Source organism: Iodobacter sp. (assembly GCF_025352645.1).
Taxonomy (GTDB): Bacteria; Pseudomonadota; Gammaproteobacteria; order Burkholderiales; family Chitinibacteraceae; genus Iodobacter.
This window is the reverse complement of record NZ_JANXSO010000080.1, coordinates 1-18921: the sequence shown is the minus strand read 5'-3', so window position 1 is coordinate 18921 and position 18921 is coordinate 1. Positions and strand designations below refer to the sequence as shown.

The 18921-nt window shown below is 48.4% G+C and carries 22 protein-coding genes; 13 read left to right on the top strand and 9 right to left on the bottom strand.

Translation table 11 applies throughout. The annotated features are described in order from the left end of the window. Window positions 1–34 precede the first annotated feature (34 nt). The 4 genes from Q0R17_RS09575 to Q0R17_RS09560 are packed head-to-tail and all read right to left on the bottom strand — an operon-like array spanning window position 35 to window position 1944. Window positions 35–496: a CYTH domain-containing protein gene (locus tag Q0R17_RS09575; RefSeq protein ID WP_293934456.1), complete on the bottom strand. Its 462-nt coding sequence runs from the start codon at window positions 494–496 to the stop codon at window positions 35–37. Between the two features lie 15 nt (window positions 497–511). Then, window positions 512–934: a CopD family protein gene (locus tag Q0R17_RS09570; RefSeq protein ID WP_293934453.1), complete on the bottom strand. Its 423-nt coding sequence runs from the start codon at window positions 932–934 to the stop codon at window positions 512–514. After that, the gene (locus tag Q0R17_RS09565; RefSeq protein ID WP_293934450.1) at window positions 934–1770 is read right to left on the bottom strand and encodes a M48 family metallopeptidase; all 837 of its coding nucleotides are present in this window, start codon (window positions 1768–1770) and stop codon (window positions 934–936) included. The genes Q0R17_RS09570 and Q0R17_RS09565 overlap by 1 nt, the downstream gene beginning before the upstream one ends. 9 nt (window positions 1771–1779) lie before the next feature. Next, entirely contained in the window at window positions 1780–1944 is a 165-nt protein-coding gene (locus Q0R17_RS09560) for a rubredoxin (RefSeq protein WP_130106202.1), read from the bottom strand. Window positions 1945–2002: 58 nt separating this feature from the next. Here Q0R17_RS09560 and Q0R17_RS09555 point away from each other — a divergent pair, with 58 nt between their 5' ends. Next, on the top strand, window positions 2003–2857 hold the full coding sequence (locus tag Q0R17_RS09555) for a hydroxymethylpyrimidine/phosphomethylpyrimidine kinase (protein ID WP_293934449.1): 855 nt from the start codon (window positions 2003–2005) through the stop codon (window positions 2855–2857). Window positions 2858–2894: 37 nt separating this feature from the next. Then, complete coding sequence (locus tag Q0R17_RS09550; protein WP_293934447.1) at window positions 2895–3857, top strand: GyrI-like domain-containing protein; 963 nt, start codon at window positions 2895–2897, stop codon at window positions 3855–3857. Between the two features lie 89 nt (window positions 3858–3946). On the opposite strand, the gene Q0R17_RS09545 is transcribed toward Q0R17_RS09550, so the two are convergent. Continuing rightward, window positions 3947–4483, bottom strand: coding sequence for a D-alanyl-D-alanine carboxypeptidase family protein (locus Q0R17_RS09545; RefSeq protein ID WP_293934443.1), 537 nt, complete (start codon window positions 4481–4483; stop codon window positions 3947–3949). A 1-nt stretch (window position 4484) separates the two neighbouring features. Then, window positions 4485–6860: a DNA topoisomerase IV subunit A gene (gene parC / locus Q0R17_RS09540; RefSeq protein ID WP_293934440.1), complete on the bottom strand. Its 2376-nt coding sequence runs from the start codon at window positions 6858–6860 to the stop codon at window positions 4485–4487. 150 nt (window positions 6861–7010) lie between these two features. Here parC and Q0R17_RS09535 point away from each other — a divergent pair, with 150 nt between their 5' ends. Further along, window positions 7011–7862, top strand: a complete 852-nt coding sequence (locus Q0R17_RS09535) for a DMT family transporter (protein ID WP_293934438.1) — start codon at window positions 7011–7013, stop codon at window positions 7860–7862. Window positions 7863–7959: 97 nt separating this feature from the next. On the opposite strand, the gene waaA is transcribed toward Q0R17_RS09535, so the two are convergent. Both waaA and waaC read right to left on the bottom strand, forming a co-directional pair. Further along, window positions 7960–9204 carry a lipid IV(A) 3-deoxy-D-manno-octulosonic acid transferase gene (gene waaA / locus Q0R17_RS09530; protein ID WP_293934436.1) on the bottom strand — a complete coding sequence of 415 codons (1245 nt, stop codon included), beginning with the start codon at window positions 9202–9204 and terminating at the stop codon, window positions 7960–7962. Further along, window positions 9201–10151: a lipopolysaccharide heptosyltransferase I gene (gene waaC, locus Q0R17_RS09525; RefSeq protein WP_293934434.1), complete on the bottom strand. Its 951-nt coding sequence runs from the start codon at window positions 10149–10151 to the stop codon at window positions 9201–9203. The genes waaA and waaC overlap by 4 nt, the downstream gene beginning before the upstream one ends. Window positions 10152–10222: 71 nt before the next feature. Here waaC and Q0R17_RS09520 point away from each other — a divergent pair, with 71 nt between their 5' ends. From Q0R17_RS09520 to Q0R17_RS09475, 10 genes are all read left to right on the top strand, one after another. After that, the gene (locus Q0R17_RS09520) at window positions 10223–10828 is read left to right on the top strand and encodes a GGDEF domain-containing protein (protein ID WP_293934433.1); all 606 of its coding nucleotides are present in this window, start codon (window positions 10223–10225) and stop codon (window positions 10826–10828) included. 85 nt (window positions 10829–10913) lie between these two features. Next, window positions 10914–11954 (top strand): nicotinate-nucleotide--dimethylbenzimidazole phosphoribosyltransferase, encoded by a 1041-nt coding sequence (gene cobT, locus Q0R17_RS09515; RefSeq protein ID WP_293934430.1) that lies wholly within the window; start codon window positions 10914–10916, stop codon window positions 11952–11954. Further along, window positions 11951–12544 carry a histidine phosphatase family protein gene (locus tag Q0R17_RS09510; protein WP_293934428.1) on the top strand — a complete coding sequence of 198 codons (594 nt, stop codon included), beginning with the start codon at window positions 11951–11953 and terminating at the stop codon, window positions 12542–12544. Before cobT ends, Q0R17_RS09510 begins: the two co-directional genes overlap by 4 nt. Before the next feature lie 96 nt (window positions 12545–12640). After that, window positions 12641–13390: an adenosylcobinamide-GDP ribazoletransferase gene (cobS, locus tag Q0R17_RS09505; RefSeq protein WP_293934425.1), complete on the top strand. Its 750-nt coding sequence runs from the start codon at window positions 12641–12643 to the stop codon at window positions 13388–13390. 29 nt (window positions 13391–13419) lie between these two features. Then, window positions 13420–13683: a hypothetical protein gene (locus Q0R17_RS09500; RefSeq protein WP_293934424.1), complete on the top strand. Its 264-nt coding sequence runs from the start codon at window positions 13420–13422 to the stop codon at window positions 13681–13683. Window positions 13684–13691: 8 nt separating this feature from the next. Further along, window positions 13692–14438: a molybdate ABC transporter substrate-binding protein gene (gene modA, locus Q0R17_RS09495; protein ID WP_293934422.1), complete on the top strand. Its 747-nt coding sequence runs from the start codon at window positions 13692–13694 to the stop codon at window positions 14436–14438. Next, window positions 14435–15115 carry a molybdate ABC transporter permease subunit gene (modB, locus tag Q0R17_RS09490; RefSeq protein ID WP_293934421.1) on the top strand — a complete coding sequence of 227 codons (681 nt, stop codon included), beginning with the start codon at window positions 14435–14437 and terminating at the stop codon, window positions 15113–15115. The genes modA and modB overlap by 4 nt, the downstream gene beginning before the upstream one ends. A gap of 113 nt (window positions 15116–15228) precedes the next feature. Further along, window positions 15229–17223, top strand: coding sequence for a ribonucleoside triphosphate reductase (locus tag Q0R17_RS09485; RefSeq protein WP_293934418.1), 1995 nt, complete (start codon window positions 15229–15231; stop codon window positions 17221–17223). Between the two features lie 190 nt (window positions 17224–17413). Then, on the top strand, window positions 17414–17593 hold the full coding sequence (gene nrdD / locus Q0R17_RS09480; RefSeq protein WP_293934416.1) for an anaerobic ribonucleoside-triphosphate reductase: 180 nt from the start codon (window positions 17414–17416) through the stop codon (window positions 17591–17593). Beyond that, window positions 17593–18315: an anaerobic ribonucleoside-triphosphate reductase activating protein gene (locus tag Q0R17_RS09475; protein WP_293934415.1), complete on the top strand. Its 723-nt coding sequence runs from the start codon at window positions 17593–17595 to the stop codon at window positions 18313–18315. Before nrdD ends, Q0R17_RS09475 begins: the two co-directional genes overlap by 1 nt. Here the strand turns inward: Q0R17_RS09475 and Q0R17_RS09470 are convergent. After that, the coding region (locus tag Q0R17_RS09470; protein WP_293934413.1) for an STAS domain-containing protein at window positions 18209–18921 on the bottom strand (713 nt) is incomplete at its 5' end. The two genes, Q0R17_RS09475 and Q0R17_RS09470, sit on opposite strands and share 107 nt — an antisense overlap.

Sequence of the window (18921 nt, the reverse complement as noted above, 5' to 3'; positions counted from 1 at the left end):
AACTATATGGCTATTGAATTGCAGCTGTTTAATATCACCAAGTTGTATAAGCATGCTCAGAAAGATAGCTATTAAAATAGCGTGGATCATCTGAAACTTCTTCCCCTAACCACTCAGGTTTATCAAAATACTCATCGCTACTTGTTAGCTCTAATTCAGCAATAATCAGCGGTGCATTTATGCCATGAAATTCGTCTATCTCCCAAGTATATCCTGCAAATTCTACTAAATATCTGGTTTTATCGAGTAAAATTGGGCAAAGCTTCAGTAGCTCAATTGCGTCTTGTTTAGGAATTTCATACTCAAATTCTAAGCGCTCAATACCCTCTGTTTTGCCTTTTATGGTGATAAATCCCTGCTCACCTTTTAAGCGAACCCGCACGATTCGATTTGGATCACTAGATAAATAACCCTGAGCAATTCGACTAGATTGTTGCGCTGCACTGCGCCAAGCATCGTTGCTTAATAGAAATTTACGTTCAATCTCAATGCCCATATCAGTTCCTAAGGATTAAAACGGCTTAACCACCACCAAAATCACACAAGCGGCTAAAACAAGTACGGGGATTTCGTTAAAAAAACGATACCAGCGATGGCTGCGTGTATTGCAGTCGCGTGCAAAATCTTGGCAAATCTTCCAACACAACGCGTGATAAGCGATTAAAACGGCGACTAAAGTAAGCTTTACATGCATCCAGCGCCAGCCTGCACCCATATAAAAATCAAAGTAAGACCAGAGCCAAATACCAAATACCAGCGCCAAAATACCTAAGGGTGTCATAAAGCGGATTAATTTATGCTCCATGAGTTTTAAACGCTCTATCGTTGCTGGGTCTGTGCTCATGGCATGATTTACAAATAATCTTGGCAAATAAAATAAACCTGCAAACCAACTGGTAATAAAAATAATGTGCAATGCTTTTATCCAGAGCATTAATTTGCCTTTTTAGCGGGGTATTTACGCAAAGCAACTTCATACAAACCTTGTACCGTCGGAATTTTAGCTTGTAAGTCTTGAATTCGAGTTTGGTTTGATGGGTGAGTTGATAAAAATTCAGCCGGTTGGCTTTGGCTGGCGGCGGCCATTTTTTGCCATAAGCTTATTGCGGCCTCTGGTTTATAACCTGCTCTGGCGGCCAGCTCTAGGCCCATGGTATCGGCCTCTGATTCATGCTCGCGGCTATTAGGTAAGAAATAGCCTACTTGCACCAGTTGATCGGCCATACCCATATAGCCATCGTATTTACCACCGGTAAGAATGGATAAACCTTGCATGGCTAATTGCTTGTTATAGGCGCTACTCATACGCTCACGGCTATGCTCTCTTAAAGCGTGGCTGATTTCATGGCCCATAATTTGGGCAATTTCATCATCAGTTAACTTTAGTTTTTCGATAATGCCGGAGTAAAACATAATTTTGCCACCTGCCATGCAATAGGCATTGAGCTCTGGGCTGGTTTCAACATTAACTTCCCAATCCCATTTACTTGCATCACCACGAAAAACGCTGGCTTGAGGAATAATGCGATTGGCAATGCCGCGTACCCTAGCCGTCATTTGCTTATTGCTATTTAGCACGCCTTTAGATTGCGCCTTACTCAAGGTTTCTTGATAGGACTGTAGTGCCATTTTGTCTACTTCTTGCTCAGACAAAAGCATGCTCATACTTTGTTTACGGTTGATATTGGTAACACCGCTATCCGTTGTACTTATTTGCTGACAGCCTAGCAATAGTGCTGAAAGAACAGTAACGCTAATCAGTTTTTTCATAGCCATCCTTTAGACTTCTATCATCTCAAAATCATCTTTTCTAGCCCCGCAATCTGGGCAAGTCCAGTTTGGAGGAACATCTTCCCAAGAGGTTCCAGCAGCAATCCCATCATTAGGCAGGCCTTCTGCTTGATCGTAAATAAAACCACAAATGAGACACATGTATTTTTTCATTCGATTTACCTATTAAGTAAGTTAAAATTTAATTTTACCTGATTCAGTGAATACCCTTATGACTGCCAGCCCCCCTATTGTGCTTGTATTTGCCGGCAATGACCCTAGCGGCGGAGCTGGACTTGCTGCAGATATGCTTGCTTTGTCGTCACTCGGTTGCCATGTGACGCCTGTTATCACCGGCATCGTTATACAAGATAGCGCAGGTGAACAAGATGTTTTACCTATTGATAGCGAATGGGTTGAAGATCAAGCACGCTGCATTCTTGAAGACATGAAGGTAGATGCCATTAAAGTGGGCTTAATTGCTAGCATTGAAACCCTAACTGTTATTGCTGAAATTGCCTCAGATTACCCTGAAATCCCACTGGTATTAGACCCAGTTTTTTTCTCTAAGCCTGATGATCACTTAGCCAGCGAAGAGTTACTTGCCATGCTGCGAGAGCTGCTATTGCCGCACACTACGCTACTGATACTCAATAGTATTGAAGCGCGGCACTTAGCTTCTGACGATCCTGATGAGCAAGTTGATTTAACGCTAGATATCGCTGCTAGTCGAATTTTAGACTGGGGTTGTGAATATGTGTTGATTACCGGCACGCATGAAAACACCCCTAAAGTAATTAACACCCTATATAGCGATATGGGCCGCTCTAGTGTTGATACATGGGATCGCTTAGTAGGAAGCTACCATGGCTCTGGCAACACGCTGGCTTCTGCGATTGCAGGAGCCTTAGCCAATGGTGCCGAGTTTATTGAAGCTGTTAAAGAAGGCCAAGATTACACTTGGCAAACGCTGCAAGCGGCTTACCGACCAGGCATGGGGCCGCAGATTCCAGATCGATTCTTTTGGGCTCGTCCTGTAGAAGAACAAGGCACGGTTGATGAGGCTAAAGATCATTCTGCTGGATAAAGGCTTAATTGTTCCACGTGAAACAGCTTGCTAAGAGATGATGAAAGAAACAAAACAACCGCCATGCCTGCGTTTAGAAAAAGCCATTGATCGTATGGTGCGCGGCTTAGCTGCGCCTTTGCAATTAGCAGATTTAGCGGATGTAACGCATTACTCGCCCTGGCATTTAGCACATCGTTTTCAAAGCGAATATGGTGATAGCCCGCAGGCCTTTTTATGGCAATTACGCTTGGAGGTGGCGGCATCTCTGTTGCAATGGTCACCTCATTTGCCAATTGGGCAAGTAGCCGATTTAGTTGGTTTTTCTTCCCCAGCTACATTTAGCCGCGCTTTTAGTCGTAGCTTTGGCTTTACGCCAAGCGATTTACGCGCTGGCCGCGCCGTGGCAATTGGTTGGATGGCGAATAATTTAGGCGAAATGTCTTATCGCCCTGGCCCCTCTATTGTGGGTAGCAAAATCGATAGGGTGTGGAGTTGGGATGAAGTGGAGTCCTGCATCACCCTTGCTAATTGGCCAGCAGAACGAATGGCTTATCAGCGAGAGGTGGGCGATTATGGTGTGCATTTAGAAGCGTTGTTGGCTAATTTTCAAGATCAATGCCGCCTTGCTGGCCTGATTGCAGAGCGTTGGTATGGCTTGGTTTGGAGTGATCCAGCCACCACACCCGCAGGCCGCCGCCGCTATGATGCTGCAGTCACGATTCCTAAAGCTTTTAAACTACCTAGGCATCTTGGTGAATATCAGCGTCCTGCTGGCCGTTGGGCGGTATTTAGCCACCTTGGTGAGCGTGCTGATATTGGGCCGCGCTGGCGCGATTTAATGTTGGTTTGGTTGCCATTTTCAGGCTGGATGCTGGACCCGCAGCGGCCACGAGTAGAGTGCTACTACGATGGTCGTTACGATTTATGTTTACCCCTGCTGCCTGGGCGTAGCATTCAAGATCGTTTACCTGAGATCTTGCCTGAACTGCTGAAGCTGGTAACGACGGTGGTGAAATAAATAGGTATTAGATTCAAAAAGTTCTGTAGACACAGAGCACATAGAGAAAAAACCAAAGGTATTCTCTGTGTGCTCATTGATCTTTGTGCCTACAGAACTTTTTCGTGCCAGCACCAATGCCAAGGTTCGTAAAGATAGCCATATTGATTGCCACGCGGGAAAGAGAGCGTAAAGCCAAAACGACTCGCATTCAGGCTTAACCAGCTAAATGCGCTGGTATTTTCAAAAGCTTCTTCTACAACGGGGCCACCAGGTTGATATATATCGATGGCACGGCCGGTGTGATGCTCGCTGCAGCCTGGTGGGGCAAGCACTTGCAAAATCTGCTCGATATCTTGCCCTGCGGAAAGCTTTCTTTGAATTAGCTCACACTGCCTGCTCGATGCCCGATAGGCAGAGGTAATTTGGATATCAACTCCTGCTGCTTTGGCCGCTGCTTGCATGGCCAGCCAGCCAGCGGCTGCCTCAGGGATAAGCTGCCATACCCGCCCATCTGCCGCTATTGCAACATTAACCAACTCGCTGGCTTCTTCAAATAATTGCAAAGGACGACGGTTAAGCAAATCCAGAGGTATCCCTAGATCTGCCCACGCCGCTGCAATTGCTTCTGACATCTGTATCGACATATTAAAAGCCTGGAAACTTCAAAGCAGAGCTAATAGGCTTGCCTTTGCGTGCACGTTTGCCTTGATAAGGGGCCATTTCATTCACGTTAAGTATCCATTCAGTGGCCTTGCCTGCGCGGCCCGTGCCATTGATGGTGAGTTTCTCTCCATCGCAAACGGTAATGGCCGAAAGGCTGTCTTTATCATCCAGTGCCATGGTAATGACACCACGCCCTCCCCCTGCCAGCTGCTTAAATTCGGCCAAGGTAAAGATATGCAATTTACCGCCTTTAGATAGGCAAGCTACTTGCGATGTTTCACGTGGAACAAAGGTGGATACCTTCAGCAGTGTCTCGCCTTCTTCGATACTTAAGAAGCTTTTACCGGCTTTTTGGCGGCTCATTAAGTTTTCAAACAGGCAGTAGAAGCCATAGCCGCTAGAGTTTGCGATGACTAAATGATCCTGTGGTTTGGCGGTAAGTAGCTGGACAATTTGAGTTTTGGCGGCCAGATCTACTAGCGTTGTCACGGGTACACCATCGCCTCTGCCACCAGGAATCACCGATGCCTGAATAGTATAGACGCGGCCGTCTGAGCCAAACATGGCAATTGAATCGACTGAGCGGCATTCAATAAAGGCCAGCAGGGTATCGCCATCTTTAAAGCTTAAGTTTTGCAGATCAAGTACATGGCCTTGGCGCGCGCGCATCCAGCCTTTTTCCGACAAGATAATGGTCATTGGTTCGTCCACAACGGTGACTTCCAATGAGGCGCGTTCGGCTTCCACAATCAAGGTGCGGCGTGGATCGGCAAATTTCTTTTTGTCGGCTTCAATCTCTTTAATAATGAGTTTTTGCATGACGTCAGGCGAGGCTAAAAGATGCTCTAGCTCAGCTTTTTCTTTTGCCAAATCAGCCAGTTCTTGCTCAAGCTTAATACCTTCTAAGCGGGCAAGCTGACGTAAGCGAATCTCTAAAATATCTTCGGCTTGTCGATCGCTTAAATTAAAGGCTTCGATCAAGGCCGCTTTAGGCTCGTCGCTATGACGAATAATGCGGATGACTTCGTCGATATTTAGAAAGACAATTAAACGCCCTTCCAAAATATGCATGCGATCGTTAACTTGGCCTAAGCGATGCTCGGTGCGGCGGGTAACGGTGGTAAAGCGAAAAGCAACCCACTCGGAAATCACCTGCTGCAACGATTTTTGCCCTGGGCGGCCATCCAGACCAATCGTCACCATATTGATAGATAAGCCGCTTTCTAGCGCGGTGTGCGCAAGTAGCAGCTTCATCATATCGTCTGGATTTTGCCGTGATGATTTTGGCTCAATCACTAAGCGAACGGCGTTTTCCTTGCCTGATTCATCTCTTACTCGGTCTATTAGCGAGAGGATCAGTTGCTTGGTTTGGATCTGCTCTTGGGTAAGGGCTTTCTTACCTTTTTTGATTTTTGGATTACTTAAATCTTCGATCTCTTCCAGCACTTTTTGTGTGGAAGTGCCGTGTGGCAATTCATTAATGACGATTTGCCACTGGCCGCGCGCTAGATCTTCTTTGGTCCAGCGGGCGCGCACTTTTAAGCTGCCTCGGCCATTTTCATAGGCGGTTACGATGTCTTTGCGTGGCGAAATAATTTGCCCGCCACCAGGTAGATCTGGGCCTTGGATATAGGTCAGTAAATCACTGGTTGAAAGCGTTGGCTTTTTAATCAGTGCAATAGCCGCGTCGGCAACTTCGCCTAAGTTGTGTGCTGGAATTTCAGTGGCCATCCCCACGGCAATCCCCGATGCGCCATTAAGCAGCAGCATGGGTAAGCGTGCAGGTAATAGCGCTGGCTCTTGGAAAGCGCCATCGTAATTGGGGATGAAATCGGTGGTGCCTTTATCTAGCTCACTCAATAGTAATTCAGCAATCGGGGTTAAACGCGCTTCGGTATAACGCATAGCCGCTGCGCCATCCCCATCGCGGCTACCAAAGTTACCTTGGCCATCAATCAGTGGATAGCGCAGTGAAAAATCTTGAGCAATACGCACCAGTGCGTCATAAGCCGATTGATCGCCATGTGGATGGTATTTACCCATCACATCACCCACGATACGCGCCGATTTAATCGGTTTAGCATTGGCGACTAAACCAAGGCCGTGCATGGTGAAGAGAATGCGGCGTTGTACTGGTTTTTGCCCGTCTTCTACCTGTGGCAAGGCGCGGCTTTTAATCACGCTCATTGCATATTCAAGGTAGCTTTTCTCGGCGTAAAGCCCTAGCTGTACGGATTCGCCATCGTCTGGAGTTGCAGAGATCTGCGCTTCAATAAAGCGGCGCGGTTCATTATCTGCAATGAGCTCATCTGCATCATTAGGTTCTATATCGTTAGCTTCTATATCGTGGCTTGTCATAGTTTCACGTGGAACATTCGAGGATGGGATTGTTTCAATACATGCTGTCACAATAGGTCGGGTGAAGCCCGCCAAGGCAAGATAGTATGCCTAGTTAGCCGCTGGAATCTACCCACTTTTTATGTATTGTGTCTCCATTAAGTTAACTCTATGCAAAAAATTGCTTATTTAGTTTTGGTTTTACTTTGGTCCACCACTCCTTTGGCGATTAATTGGAGCGTGCAAGGTGTGCCCTTTTCTTTGGCTTTAGCTGGGCGTTTTGGCCTAGCCGCCGTGCTTTGTTTATTGGTTTTATTGCTAAGCCGTAAAAAAATACCAGTCAGCAGTTGGCCAGCGGCGGCCTGTGCTGGCGCAAGCACTGCCTTATCGATGCTCTGTGTTTATTGGGCGTCGCTTACCGTATCGTCGGGCTTGGTGGCGGTGTTGTTTGGATTAATCCCGCTCGCTACTGCGGGTTTTTCATGGCTTTGGCTGGGTTTAAGGCTAAACCGTGGCGAACTATTGGCAATGGCGATGGGGATGGCTGGCTTACTTATTATTTTTGCAGAAAAGTTAAGTTTAAGTGGCATCGCGGGTGTGTTTGCGGTGTTATTGGCCGTTTTGATTCAAGCCGCTGCAGCGGTAAAGTTAAAAAAACTGGCAGCAGGCCAATCACCACTGGCGGTGAATGCCGGTGCGCTGACCATTGCCGCTCTGCTGCTAAGTATCATTTGCGCCATGCAGACGAGCAGTGTTTCATTCGTTTTACCCAAGCAGAGCATGCTGGCTATTGCCTATTTAGCGGTATTTGGCTCGGTACTGGGTTTTAGCCTGTATTACTGGCTGATTCGTGAGTGCAAGCCAATTACCGTGTCACTTATTTCTTTGATCACTCCTGCATCAGCCCTATGGATGGGGCATAGCTTGAATGGTGAACAAGTATCGAGCGCTTTGATTTGGGGAACGGTGTGTATTTTGTTGGGGCTGGGGGTGCATTTGTTGGCGCAAAGAGGGAGGAGATAATGCCTGTGGCTACGTTGATCTTTGTTGATTAATGCGTTGTGGTTGGCTACGGGCAAAAAACTTGTGGGGTGGGCATCTGTGCCCACCCTACGTTTGATTATGGCAAATAAGAAAGCAGCCTTTGCGTAGCGCCTCGGTGTGCAGCGGCAAAGGCTAGGCCTGCTTCTCCCATCGCCCTACTCTCTGTTTGGTGGGCAAATAAATACATGGCTTGCTGGATGATGGCGTGGACATGATCACCCTGCCATGCGGCATGGCTGGCGATGGCTTCTGTGGCGGCTTGGCTAAAGTTATAGGTGGATGGCCCTAGTAATACGGGTATGCCTATGGCGCAGGCTTCGATTAAGTTTTGGCTGCCAAATGGCAGAATAGAGCCGCCGATAATGGCGAGATCGCTGCTGGCGTAATAGCGGGTCATCTCGCCCATAGAGTCCCCAAGCAAGACTTGCACGCCGTTAGGGATGAATTTTTCATCCCACTCGCTGCGTTTAAGCACCGCTAAGCCTCGATCAGCTATCAGTTGCTCAACGCTGGCAAAACGCTGAGGATGGCGCGGTACGATGATCAGCAGCAAGTCTGCAGGCCAGTCTTTTAGCGCATCAAGGATTAATTCTTCTTCGCCATCGCGGCTAGATGCCAGTAGTAAGACCTTACTCCGCTCTACTGCTGTTCGCCAGTTTTTACCCTGCAAAATGGCATTTTCATCGGGCAGATTATCAAATTTGATATTGCCAACAATAGCAGTATGCTCGCTACCAAGCTGCTGTAAACGTGCTGCATCCTGCTGGCTTTGGGCCAATACGCCAGCCAGCCGTGCCACGGCGGGTTGAACAAGATATTTTATCTTTTGATAGCCCTTGAGCGATTTCTCAGACAAACGCGCATTGGCTAAAAACAGGGGAATATCATGTTCGGCACAACGATGGATGAGATTGGGCCAGATCTCGGTTTCCATCAGCAGGCCAAATTGCGGCTGGTAATGTTTTAAAAAGCGCCCTACCGCACTTGGATAATCGTAAGGTAGATAGGCAATCTCGGCTTGCTCAGCAAATAATTCTTCAGCGGTGGCGCGGCCAGTGGGTGTCATGCAGGTGATTAAAAATCGATGCTGAGGATATTTAGCTTTTAGCTCAGCAATGAGCGGTGCCGCTGCACGGGTTTCGCCTACAGAAACCGCGTGTAGCCAAATTAATGGTGCTTGATTTGGGCTGCTGCGATAAAACCCCAGCCGCTCTAGCCAATACTGGCGATAGGCGGGCTGGCGTTTAGAGCGCTTAAGTAGATATAAAAAAATAAAGGGAAAAGCGCAGCAGAGCAGCACGTGATATAGCCAGCGGCTCATGCCAAGCCATCCTTGGTTGCTTGCCAAACGCTGTTTAAATCAGGTGGAGCGCCGTTGCTGCCTAGGTTTACAGCGTAAGTGCTGGCTAAAACGCCAGTTAGTAGCGGGTCAGAAGCGCAAAAAATCGCCACTACGGGCACTGCTACAGCCGCTGCTAAGTGGGCTAGACCAGTATCAACGCCAACCACAATCTGGCTTCCCGCTAGCAAATATGCGGCTTCAGCTAGATTTAAACGTGGTGGGCAAAGCGCATGAGGAACCGCTGCTGCCAAGCGCTGGCTGCGTTCTTGTTCAAACGCGCTACCCCAAGGGAAAATTGCGATGATATCTAGCTCTTGTAGGCGTTTAGCCAAATCAATCCAGTGGGCTTCTGGCCATTCTTTATCACTGCGGCTGGTGGCAGAAAGCAGTACGGCATAGCGGGATTTATGCAGCCAAGGCAGCTCTAGCTGCGGCACTTTCAGGCCGTAATCGATTTTGTCATCGATAGTGTAGTTAAATACGCTGGCGCTTAATTGGCGATTTCTTTGGATGGCGTGTTGATTACGCGCTACCGAATATTGCTTTTGGTAGAGCAAGCTCGCCAAGCCTTCACGGGCAGATTGCCTATCGTAGCCACTAATTGGGCCTATTGCTTGTTTGGCAATAAAGGCACTTTTAATTAAGCCTTGTGAATCTAAAATTAAATCATATTGGCATGATCGTATATGAGCACGAAAGTTTAAAAATTCTGCTTTAGATTTAAGCGGAGCCTTACGCCAACGTCTTAATGCGGTTGGTATAATTGATCGCACCGAAGGGTGCAGCCTGGGCAAGCTAGCAAAGCTCTCTTCTACTACCCAATCGATGGCAATATCGGGCCTATGCTTGGCTAAATCGCTAAGAGCAGGAAAATTATGAATAATGTCCCCCATCGAGGAGAGACGAATAATTAGGGTTTGAAACATGCGCGCATTCTACCCGTACTGGCTTGATAACGACTACACTGCAAGGGAAGCATAATTTACAGGATTAGTAAATGATGATGGATGAATTATTGGCTATTTTGCCTTGGGTACTTACACTGACTATGCTTGTTTTATGGGCTTGGAGCGAGCGTTTACGCCGTATTCAAAATATAAAATTAACAGATTTAATGGGCAAAGATTCACTTACAGGGTTGTCAAACCGTCGGAATTTTTTAGAATTGGCTGCCAGAGAAATTAATCGAAGCCAGCGATTTTCTAATCCTCTTACTGCTTTAATCATTGATGTTGATGATTTACGCCACATGAATAATGTTTATGGAACGATTGGCGGTGATTTGGCATTAAAGCATTTGGCCAATGCTTGTCGACAAAGCGTGCGTGATTTTGATTTGATTGCTCGATTCTCAGGTGAAGAAGTTGCCTTAGTTTTGCCTGATACTCCGCTAGATGGGGCAATTGTGGTGGCTGAGCGCATCCGTAAAAAATCTGCAGAGCAAAGAATCTCCATGCCAGACGGTTTAGAGTTCACCATGACGGTATGCATTGGCGTGGCGCAAACTAAAAATGAAATGGATAGCTTAGAAGACTTATTATTAGCTGCAGATCTTGCCTTGCAGCGTGCTATGGAAAATGGCCCAAATAAGGTTATGTACTAGCTCTGTGTTGAAATACGCCTCCCCACTATCTACTTGCGCGATGATAGCTCATCGTCTACGGTGCATCTTTTTGCTTGGTCATTGTATGTCTACTCCTAATCAAGCACTCGCTATTGCCGCGTTGAATCATCAATCTAATTTAACTAAACCTCAGGGTAGCTTGGGTAAGCTTGAAGAGTTGGCCGTGTGGTTTGCCGCGCGCTCTAATTCGGCGATTCCTGGGCGTTTACAGCCAGCCATTGTGGTATTTGCTGCTGATCATGGCGTGGTTGCTGAAGGGGTATCGGCATTTCCAAAGGAAGTGACAGGCCAGATGGTGGCCAATTTTGTTGGCGGCGGCGCGGCAATTAATGTGTTGGCGCGTGAAGTGGGTGCCAGTTTATCGGTGGTTGATGTGGGCGTAGCCAGTAGCTACACCGCGGTGACCGGCTGCGGTGCACAGTTGTTTAGAGTGCCGGTGTGTGCGGGTACGGGTAATCTGCGGATTGAGCCTGCAATGAGCGAACAAGAATGCCATAAGGCTTGGTCGATTGGTCTAGGCAGTGCGCAAGAAGGGCTTATTCGTGGCAAAACGCTGCTGATTGGCGGTGAAATGGGCATTGCTAATACCACGTCCGCCGCAGCTTTGATTTGTGCACTCACAGATATCGAGCCAGAAGAGATTGTTGGCCTTGGCACAGGGATTTCGGCGGCTAGCCGCGAGCATAAAGTACAAGTGGTTAAAGACGCATTGGTGCGTGCTCGGGCAGCCGGAGCGGTGAGTGCCAAAGATTGGTTAATGCAAGTGGGCGGTTTAGAAATCGCCGCGCTGGCAGGCTTTTATACCGGTGCTGCCGAAGCGGGTATTCCTGTTTTGCTGGATGGCTTTATCACCACCGCTGCTGCACTTGTGGCGGTAAAAAATCAGCCACAGGTTGCGGATTGGCTGCTTGCCAGCCATGTATCGGATGAAAAAGGCCATCGCCACGCCCTAGCGGCTTTACAGTTAGAGCCGTTATTAGCTTTGGGTTTGCGCTTAGGTGAGGCAAGTGGTGCTGCTTTAACGCTTCCGCTGATTCAAAGCGCATTGGCTTTGCACCGAGAAATGGCGACATTTAGCTCTGCCGGTATTGCAAACAAAGAATGAGCAGTTTTCGCTTAACCCTGCTACGCCACGGCGCAACAACAGCGCCTGCTGGCATGCTAATTGGCCATAGCGATTGGCCACTCTCTGCCTTGGGCGTGCAGCAGCTTGCCAGCCGAGACGCGTACTTTGCGCGTTTTCCACCTAGCAGTGTGGCCAGCTCTGATCTATGCCGCTGTGCAGATTTTGCTCAGCAGCTAGCAGCCAGCGCTGGCGTGGATTGCCATATCGATAGCCGTTTGCGTGAGATTCACTTTGGTGAGCTGGATGGCCTCGCGGAAAAAAGCCCTGCGCAGCAGGCGGCACTGGCGTTATGGCAGCAAGATTTATCCGCTTCTTTGCTAGGCATAGAAAACTGGGCAGATTTCTCGGCAAGAATCATCATCGCCACTCAAGCATGGCTACAAGCTAGCCAAGGCGAGCATCGGGTTTTAATCACTCATGGTGGCGTGGCTAAAGCACTGCTACTGGATTGGCTGGGCCTGCCTCTTGCTCGGCATAATCAGCTGTGGCTGGCGCATGCGGGCTTAATTACCCTCTACTGGGACGATGCTTATCCGCCAATTTTGCAGGGAATAGATAATGATATTTGATTGGTGTAAATCCATCCTGGCTCTGTAGTTTTTAACGCGCTTAATAGATTCTTAGCTGTGGAGATGTTTCTCCTGCTGCGTTGTAAGGAATAGATAATGATGTTCGATTGGCGTAAGCCTGTTCTGGCAGTTCAGTTTCTCACCCGCTTACCCACACCGCAGATTGTTGATTTTCAACCTGGCCTACTGGCCGCTGCTGCACCGTGGTTTCCTGTGGTGGGCTTATTGATAGGCGCATTTTTAGCGCTGCTGGGCTCTTGGGCTAATCTGATTGACCCTTGGCTCTTTGCTTTAGTGGTGTTTTTAGCGTGGACATGGATTACCGGCGGCCTGCATCTGGATGGTCTTGCCGATATGGCCGATGGTTTGGGCGCTGCGCATCGAGACCCCGAGCGATTTTTAGCCGTGCTCAAAGACCCTCATTTAGGCAGTTTTGGGGTATTAGCCTTGATTACCCAATCTGCTGCCAAGCTGGTGCTGCTGATGCTTTTAGCCAAGCAAGAAGCATGGCTGGCCCTGCTATTGATTCCGGCGTGGGCGCGTTTAGGTGTGCTGTATTGGAGCCGCTTACCCGGACTAGCTTCCGGCATGGCCGAGCAATTTGCTTGGCAAAAAAGCAGTTGGTCTTTATATATTATTTTGGCTTTATTACTGGCCGCGTCTTATTATCTGGCCCCACCTTTATTGCTAGCCCCTCTATTAATTTGGGCTTACGCCAAGTGGCTGATGCATAAATTAGGCGGTATGACAGGGGATTGCTTGGGAGCGGGGATAGAAATAACAGAAACAGGGCTGTTATGCTGTGCATTACTGCTTCATAGCGGTATGAATATATTCGCTGCATGATTGCAGTATGGGTTTAATCAGGTGAAAGTATGAAAATTATTCGTAGCATTGAAGTATGGGAAAAGGGTATGGATGGCGGTTTTTTAGGGCATTTTGCCGTGGCCGAAACCATCAGTCCTGCATTTTTACTGAGCCTGTTTCAACAGGAACAAGATAAGCCAGATGAAGAGATGAAGCTCTCCTATATGCTGGATGAAGCACGCATTGCCCAACTGCAGCCCTATGTGGCCGAGCAGATGAAGTTAGCGCTGCACGATTATATTCTGACCGCACATGGTCAGCCCGATTACTAAAGGAAGCTATGCTGCGCCTGCTGTGTTTTTTATTGTTTGCCCTACCCGTACACGCCCAAACGCTGCGGATTGCTGCGGCGTCTGATTTGGCTTATTGCATTGAAGACTTAAATGCGGTGTTTAAGCAGAGCCAGCTCAGTGCAGAGTTCAAAGTAAGCCTAGGTTCTTCTGGCAATTTCTATACCCAAATCGCCGCAGGTGGGCCGTTTGATGTGTTTTTATCTGCCGATCAAGCTTATCCCAAACAGCTGGCTGCCAGTGGTGCTGCAGAGTTATCTACTCTAAAGCCGTACGCCATTGGCCGCTTAGCGCTATGGACGATGCAGCCTAATGTGGTGCTTGATTTAGCCCGCTTGGGTGATGCAGGCATTAAGCGTATTGCCATTGCTAATCCAGATCACGCCCCCTATGGCCAAGCCGCCCGTGCCGCTATGCAGCAGGCGGGAGTATGGGATACGGTTAGCCCTAAATTAGTATTGGGCAATAATATTGCGCAAGCCGCGCAATTTGTACAAACTGGCAATGCCGATGTGGGCTTAGTGGCGTATTCATTGCTTAAGTCGCCCGCTTTAAGAGGTGTTGGCCGATCATTGCTATTGCCAGCCCAAAGCCATCCACCGTTGATTCAAGCCGCGATTGTGACGCGTTATGGCAAGGGCAATCCATTGGCTGCTAGTTACGTGGATTTTCTACAAAGCAATACGGCCCGCAGCACGCTGCAACGTTGTGGCTTTGATTTGCCGGAGCGCCATTGAGCCCAGAGCTTTTTGCCACCTTATGGTTAACGCTAAAGTTGGCGGGCGTTACCACGCTGTGCCTTTTGCCGATTAGTATTATTTTGGCGCGCTGCCTGTGTGAATGCCGCAGCAATTGGGTGCTGTTGCTAGAAATCATCGTCACTCTTCCCATCGTATTGCCGCCCACCGTGATTGGCTTTTATTTGCTGCAGATCTTTGCCCCGCAAGCCTTGGCAGGGTCTTGGTGGGTCGCTATCTTTGGCCAGCCGCTGGCGTTTAGTTTTAGTGGCCTAGTGGTCGGCTCCATTCTCTACAGCCTGCCTTTTGCTGTGCAACCTATCCAAACAGCGATACGTGGCGTTTCTCCCGAGCTAATCGAATCAGGTCGTGCCTTAGGTGGATCGGCAAGCAAGGTGTTTTGGGGCGTGGTGTTACCCGCCGCAAGACATGGTATTTATAGCGGTGCTGCGCTTTCTTTTGCTCATACCGTGGGTGAATTTGGCGTGGTGCTGATGCTGGGCGGTAATATCGCAGGCGAAACGCGTGTCGCATCGATTGCATTATTTGACGCTACTCAGCGGCTTGATTACGCCAGCGCGCATCAATACGCCATTGCACTTTTGATTGTTGCCGCATTGATGGTCCTAGTGATTGCAGGGCTAAGGCGTTATGCAGATTCGGTGGGCAAGTCTTAGTTTATCATTTTTTGATTATCATCAAATACCCTATATCTAGTTAAGCACTGATAGTTTAAACACCATATATTGTGGTCTGTGAAAATATTCTACCTTGATCCAGGTGGGGAAAAATGACCATATACCCGCAATATGTGCTGAAACGCGATGGCCGCATCGTGCCATTTGATGCTGATAAAATCCGCCTTGCTTTATTAAATGCCAGCCGTATCACCGGTGAGTTTGATGAAGCAGAGGCGCTGCGTTTAAGCACGCTGGTCAGTAGCCGTTTACGCGGTGATTTAACCCCTACCATTGAGCAGATTCAGGATCAGGCTGAAGAAGCGCTGCTGCAATATCATTATTTAAAAACCGCCCGTGCCTATATTGTTTACCGCAGCCAGCATGCGCGTTTGCGCTCGGACGTGCGCACCGTGGTGGATGTTGAATCGTCGATTAATGAATATCTGGATCAATCTGATTGGCGGGTAAATGCCAATGCCAATCAGGGCTGGAGCTTGGGCGGGCTAATTTTAAATACCAGCGGCAAGATGATAGCCAATTACTGGTTAAGCCATGTTTATCCGCCGGAAATTGGAGAGGCACATCGCTCTGGTGCCATGCATATTCATGACTTAGATATGCTGTCTGGCTATTGCGCAGGCTGGTCTTTACGCCGCCTATTGCAAGAGGGTTTTAATGGCGTGCCGGGCAAGGTAGAAGCCAAACCGCCTAAGCATTTCTCTGCCGCAATTGGCCAGATTGTTAATTTTTTAGGTACTTTGCAAAATGAATGGGCGGGTGCGCAGGCATTTAGCTCGTTTGATACCTATATGGCGGCATTTATTCGTGCCGATAATCTGCAATACACACAGGTAAAGCAGTATATCCAAGAGCTGATTTACAACCTGAATGTACCCAGCCGCTGGGGCACGCAAACGCCATTTACTAATCTGACTTTCGATTGGATCTGCCCAGAAGATTTGCGCGAACAAATTCCCTATGTGGGCGGCAAGGAAATGCCGTTTAGCTATGGCGATCTGCAAACTGAAATGGACATGATTAACCGCGCCTACATCGAAGTGATGATGGAAGGCGATGCGCTGGGCCGTGTATTTACTTTCCCGATTCCTACTTACAACATCACCAAAGATTTTGCTTGGGATCACCCCAATACCGATCTTTTGTTTGAAATGACCGCTAAGTATGGCCTGCCCTATTTCCAGAATTTCTTAAATTCGGATTTAGAGCCGCATATGGTGCGCTCGATGTGCTGCCGCTTGCAGCTTGATCTGCGCGAGCTTTTAAAGCGCGGTAATGGCTTATTTGGCTCTGCCGAGCAAACCGGATCGCTAGGTGTGGTGACCATTAACTGCGCGCGGATTGGTTACGAGTTTAAAGGCAATGAAGCGGGCCTCTTAGCGCGGATTGATACGCTGATGGAGCTGGCTAAGCAGTCTTTAGAAATTAAACGCAAACTAATCGGTCGTTTAATTGATGGTGGACTTTATCCCTATACAAAGCGCTATCTGGGCACGCTGCGTAATCACTTCAGCACGCTTGGGGTAAATGGTATTAACGAAATGATTCGCAATTTTAGCGATGATCAGGACGATATCAGCTCTGAAGCAGGCTACGCCTTAGCCATCCGCCTGCTGGATCATATCCGCGCCAAAATGAGCGCATTTCAAGAAGAAACCGGCCATCTTTATAACCTAGAAGCCACACCTGCCGAAGGCACGACTTATCGCTTTGCCAAAGAAGATAAAAAGTTTTATCCCGATATTTTGCAAGCAGGTACGGTAGAGCAGCCCTTCTATACCAACTCCAGCCAACTGCCAGTGGGCTTTACCGATGATCCATTTGAAGCCCTAGGCCGTCAGCAGGAATTACAGCGTAAATATACTGGTGGTACGGTCTTGCATCTGTATATGAACGAGGCGATTTCTAGCCCCGCAGCGTGTAAAGCGCTGGTGAAAAAAGCGCTAACTAACTACCGCCTGCCCTATATCACCATCACGCCTACCTTCTCTATCTGCCCAAAACACGGCTACCTAAGCGGCCACCACGAGTTTTGCCCAAAGTGTGATGGCGAGTTGCTGGCGAAGAAAAGCTGTGCTGCGGCATAAGTAGTTTTTAGTGTCTTCGGCACGCTGATTTTGGAGCATAAGCATCTACACACATTAGGTGGCACTTCAGTGCTGCAGCTTCCCCCTTTGTAAAAGGGGGATTGAGGGGGATAAGTGCATCAAACTTATGCAGTAGCACCGCAATAGCCCACATTTGTTGATTTCGAATATTTGAAAAAAAGGATCCATCATGAGTGATTTATCGGTTCAAACCAAGCTATCCCCTGAGCTGAAAGATGAAGAACGCACCCGCTGCGAGGTCTGGACACGGGTGATGGGTTATCACCGGCCGGTGAGTAGTTTTAATATTGGTAAAAAAGGCGAATTTAAAGAACGGCAGTTTTTTAACGAATGTCATACCGTTCAATAATGAAGCCCGCGCCCAAGATTGGCGGTTTGGTGCCGTTTTCTAGCTGCGATTATCCAGGTGAGCTGGCTTGTGTGGTGTTTTTGGCGGGCTGCCCTTGGCGCTGTGGCTATTGTCATAATCCGCATTTACAAGCACGTGAGCAGCATGATGCAGCACCACAGTGGGATGAAATCCTCATCTGGTTAAAAACCCGCCGTGGCCTTTTGGACGCGGTGGTTTTTTCGGGCGGTGAGCCACTGACCGAGCCGCTTTTGCCTGAGATGATGCGAAGCGTCAAAGCTTTGGGTTTTAAAATTGGTCTGCATAGCGGCGGCGCTTATCCTAAGCGTTTGCAGGAATGCCTGCCCTATCTGGACTGGGTGGGCTTTGATATTAAAAGCGATTTTATGCTTTACGAAAAAATCACTGCCGTTACTGGTAGTGGTGCTGTGGCTAGTGCGGCTTTAAAGCTACTATTGGCGAGCAAGGTGGCACTGGAATGCCGCAGCACTATCCATCCTAGCCTGCATAGCGAGGATGAGCTCATTGCCCTTGCTCAGAAATTAAGCGCTGCAGGAGTGCAGCGCTATGTATTGCAAGCTTTCCGCTCTGCTGGGTGTGCTGAGCCTGCTTTGATTAGCTCCGCGCAGCTTCATTCTGCTCCGTTTCCTCAGCGTGCCACTTTAGCGGCAATTGAGCAGCAGTTTGCATCGTTTCAGTACGTATCAGCACTTGCTGCCTGAAGGCGCGGTAAGCCTGTTTTAGGCTAGAGAAAATCAGAAAGTTGGCCTGTAATTCATCCAGCTTATGGTGGCGGGCGGCGATAAATTCGGTCTGTTTTTTGCGTCCTGCTAAGGCAAGGGCGATGCCGCGCTCTTTTAAATCTCTTTGCAAAATAATAATCGCTTCTATGCCCGCGATATCGATTTGATTAATTGGCACGGTATCCAGCACCACCCACGAAACACGGGGCGAGGCTCCATCGGCCAAAGATAAAACCCGTTGGCGGAAGTAATTGGCGTTAAAGAAATTAAGCGAAGCATCAAAGCGATACACCAGCATGCCATCAATTGGCGCAGCGCCGGGGTGGTGAGATAAATCGTGAAAGCTGTTTTTGCCTAGGTAAACGCCCAGCAGGCTTTCGTGTGGCCGCGCGAGTTTAATAATCAACCGAAGCGTGGCCATTAACACGGCAAACAGCATGCCTTGCATCACGCCTACACAGGCCACGCCGATTACGGTGAGGATAGCAATGCCGTATTCGCCACGGCTGGCTTGGCGAAAATAAATAAAATTGGCAAAACTCATCAGCCCAAACGAGGCGGTAATCAGCACGGCGGCCAGCGCGG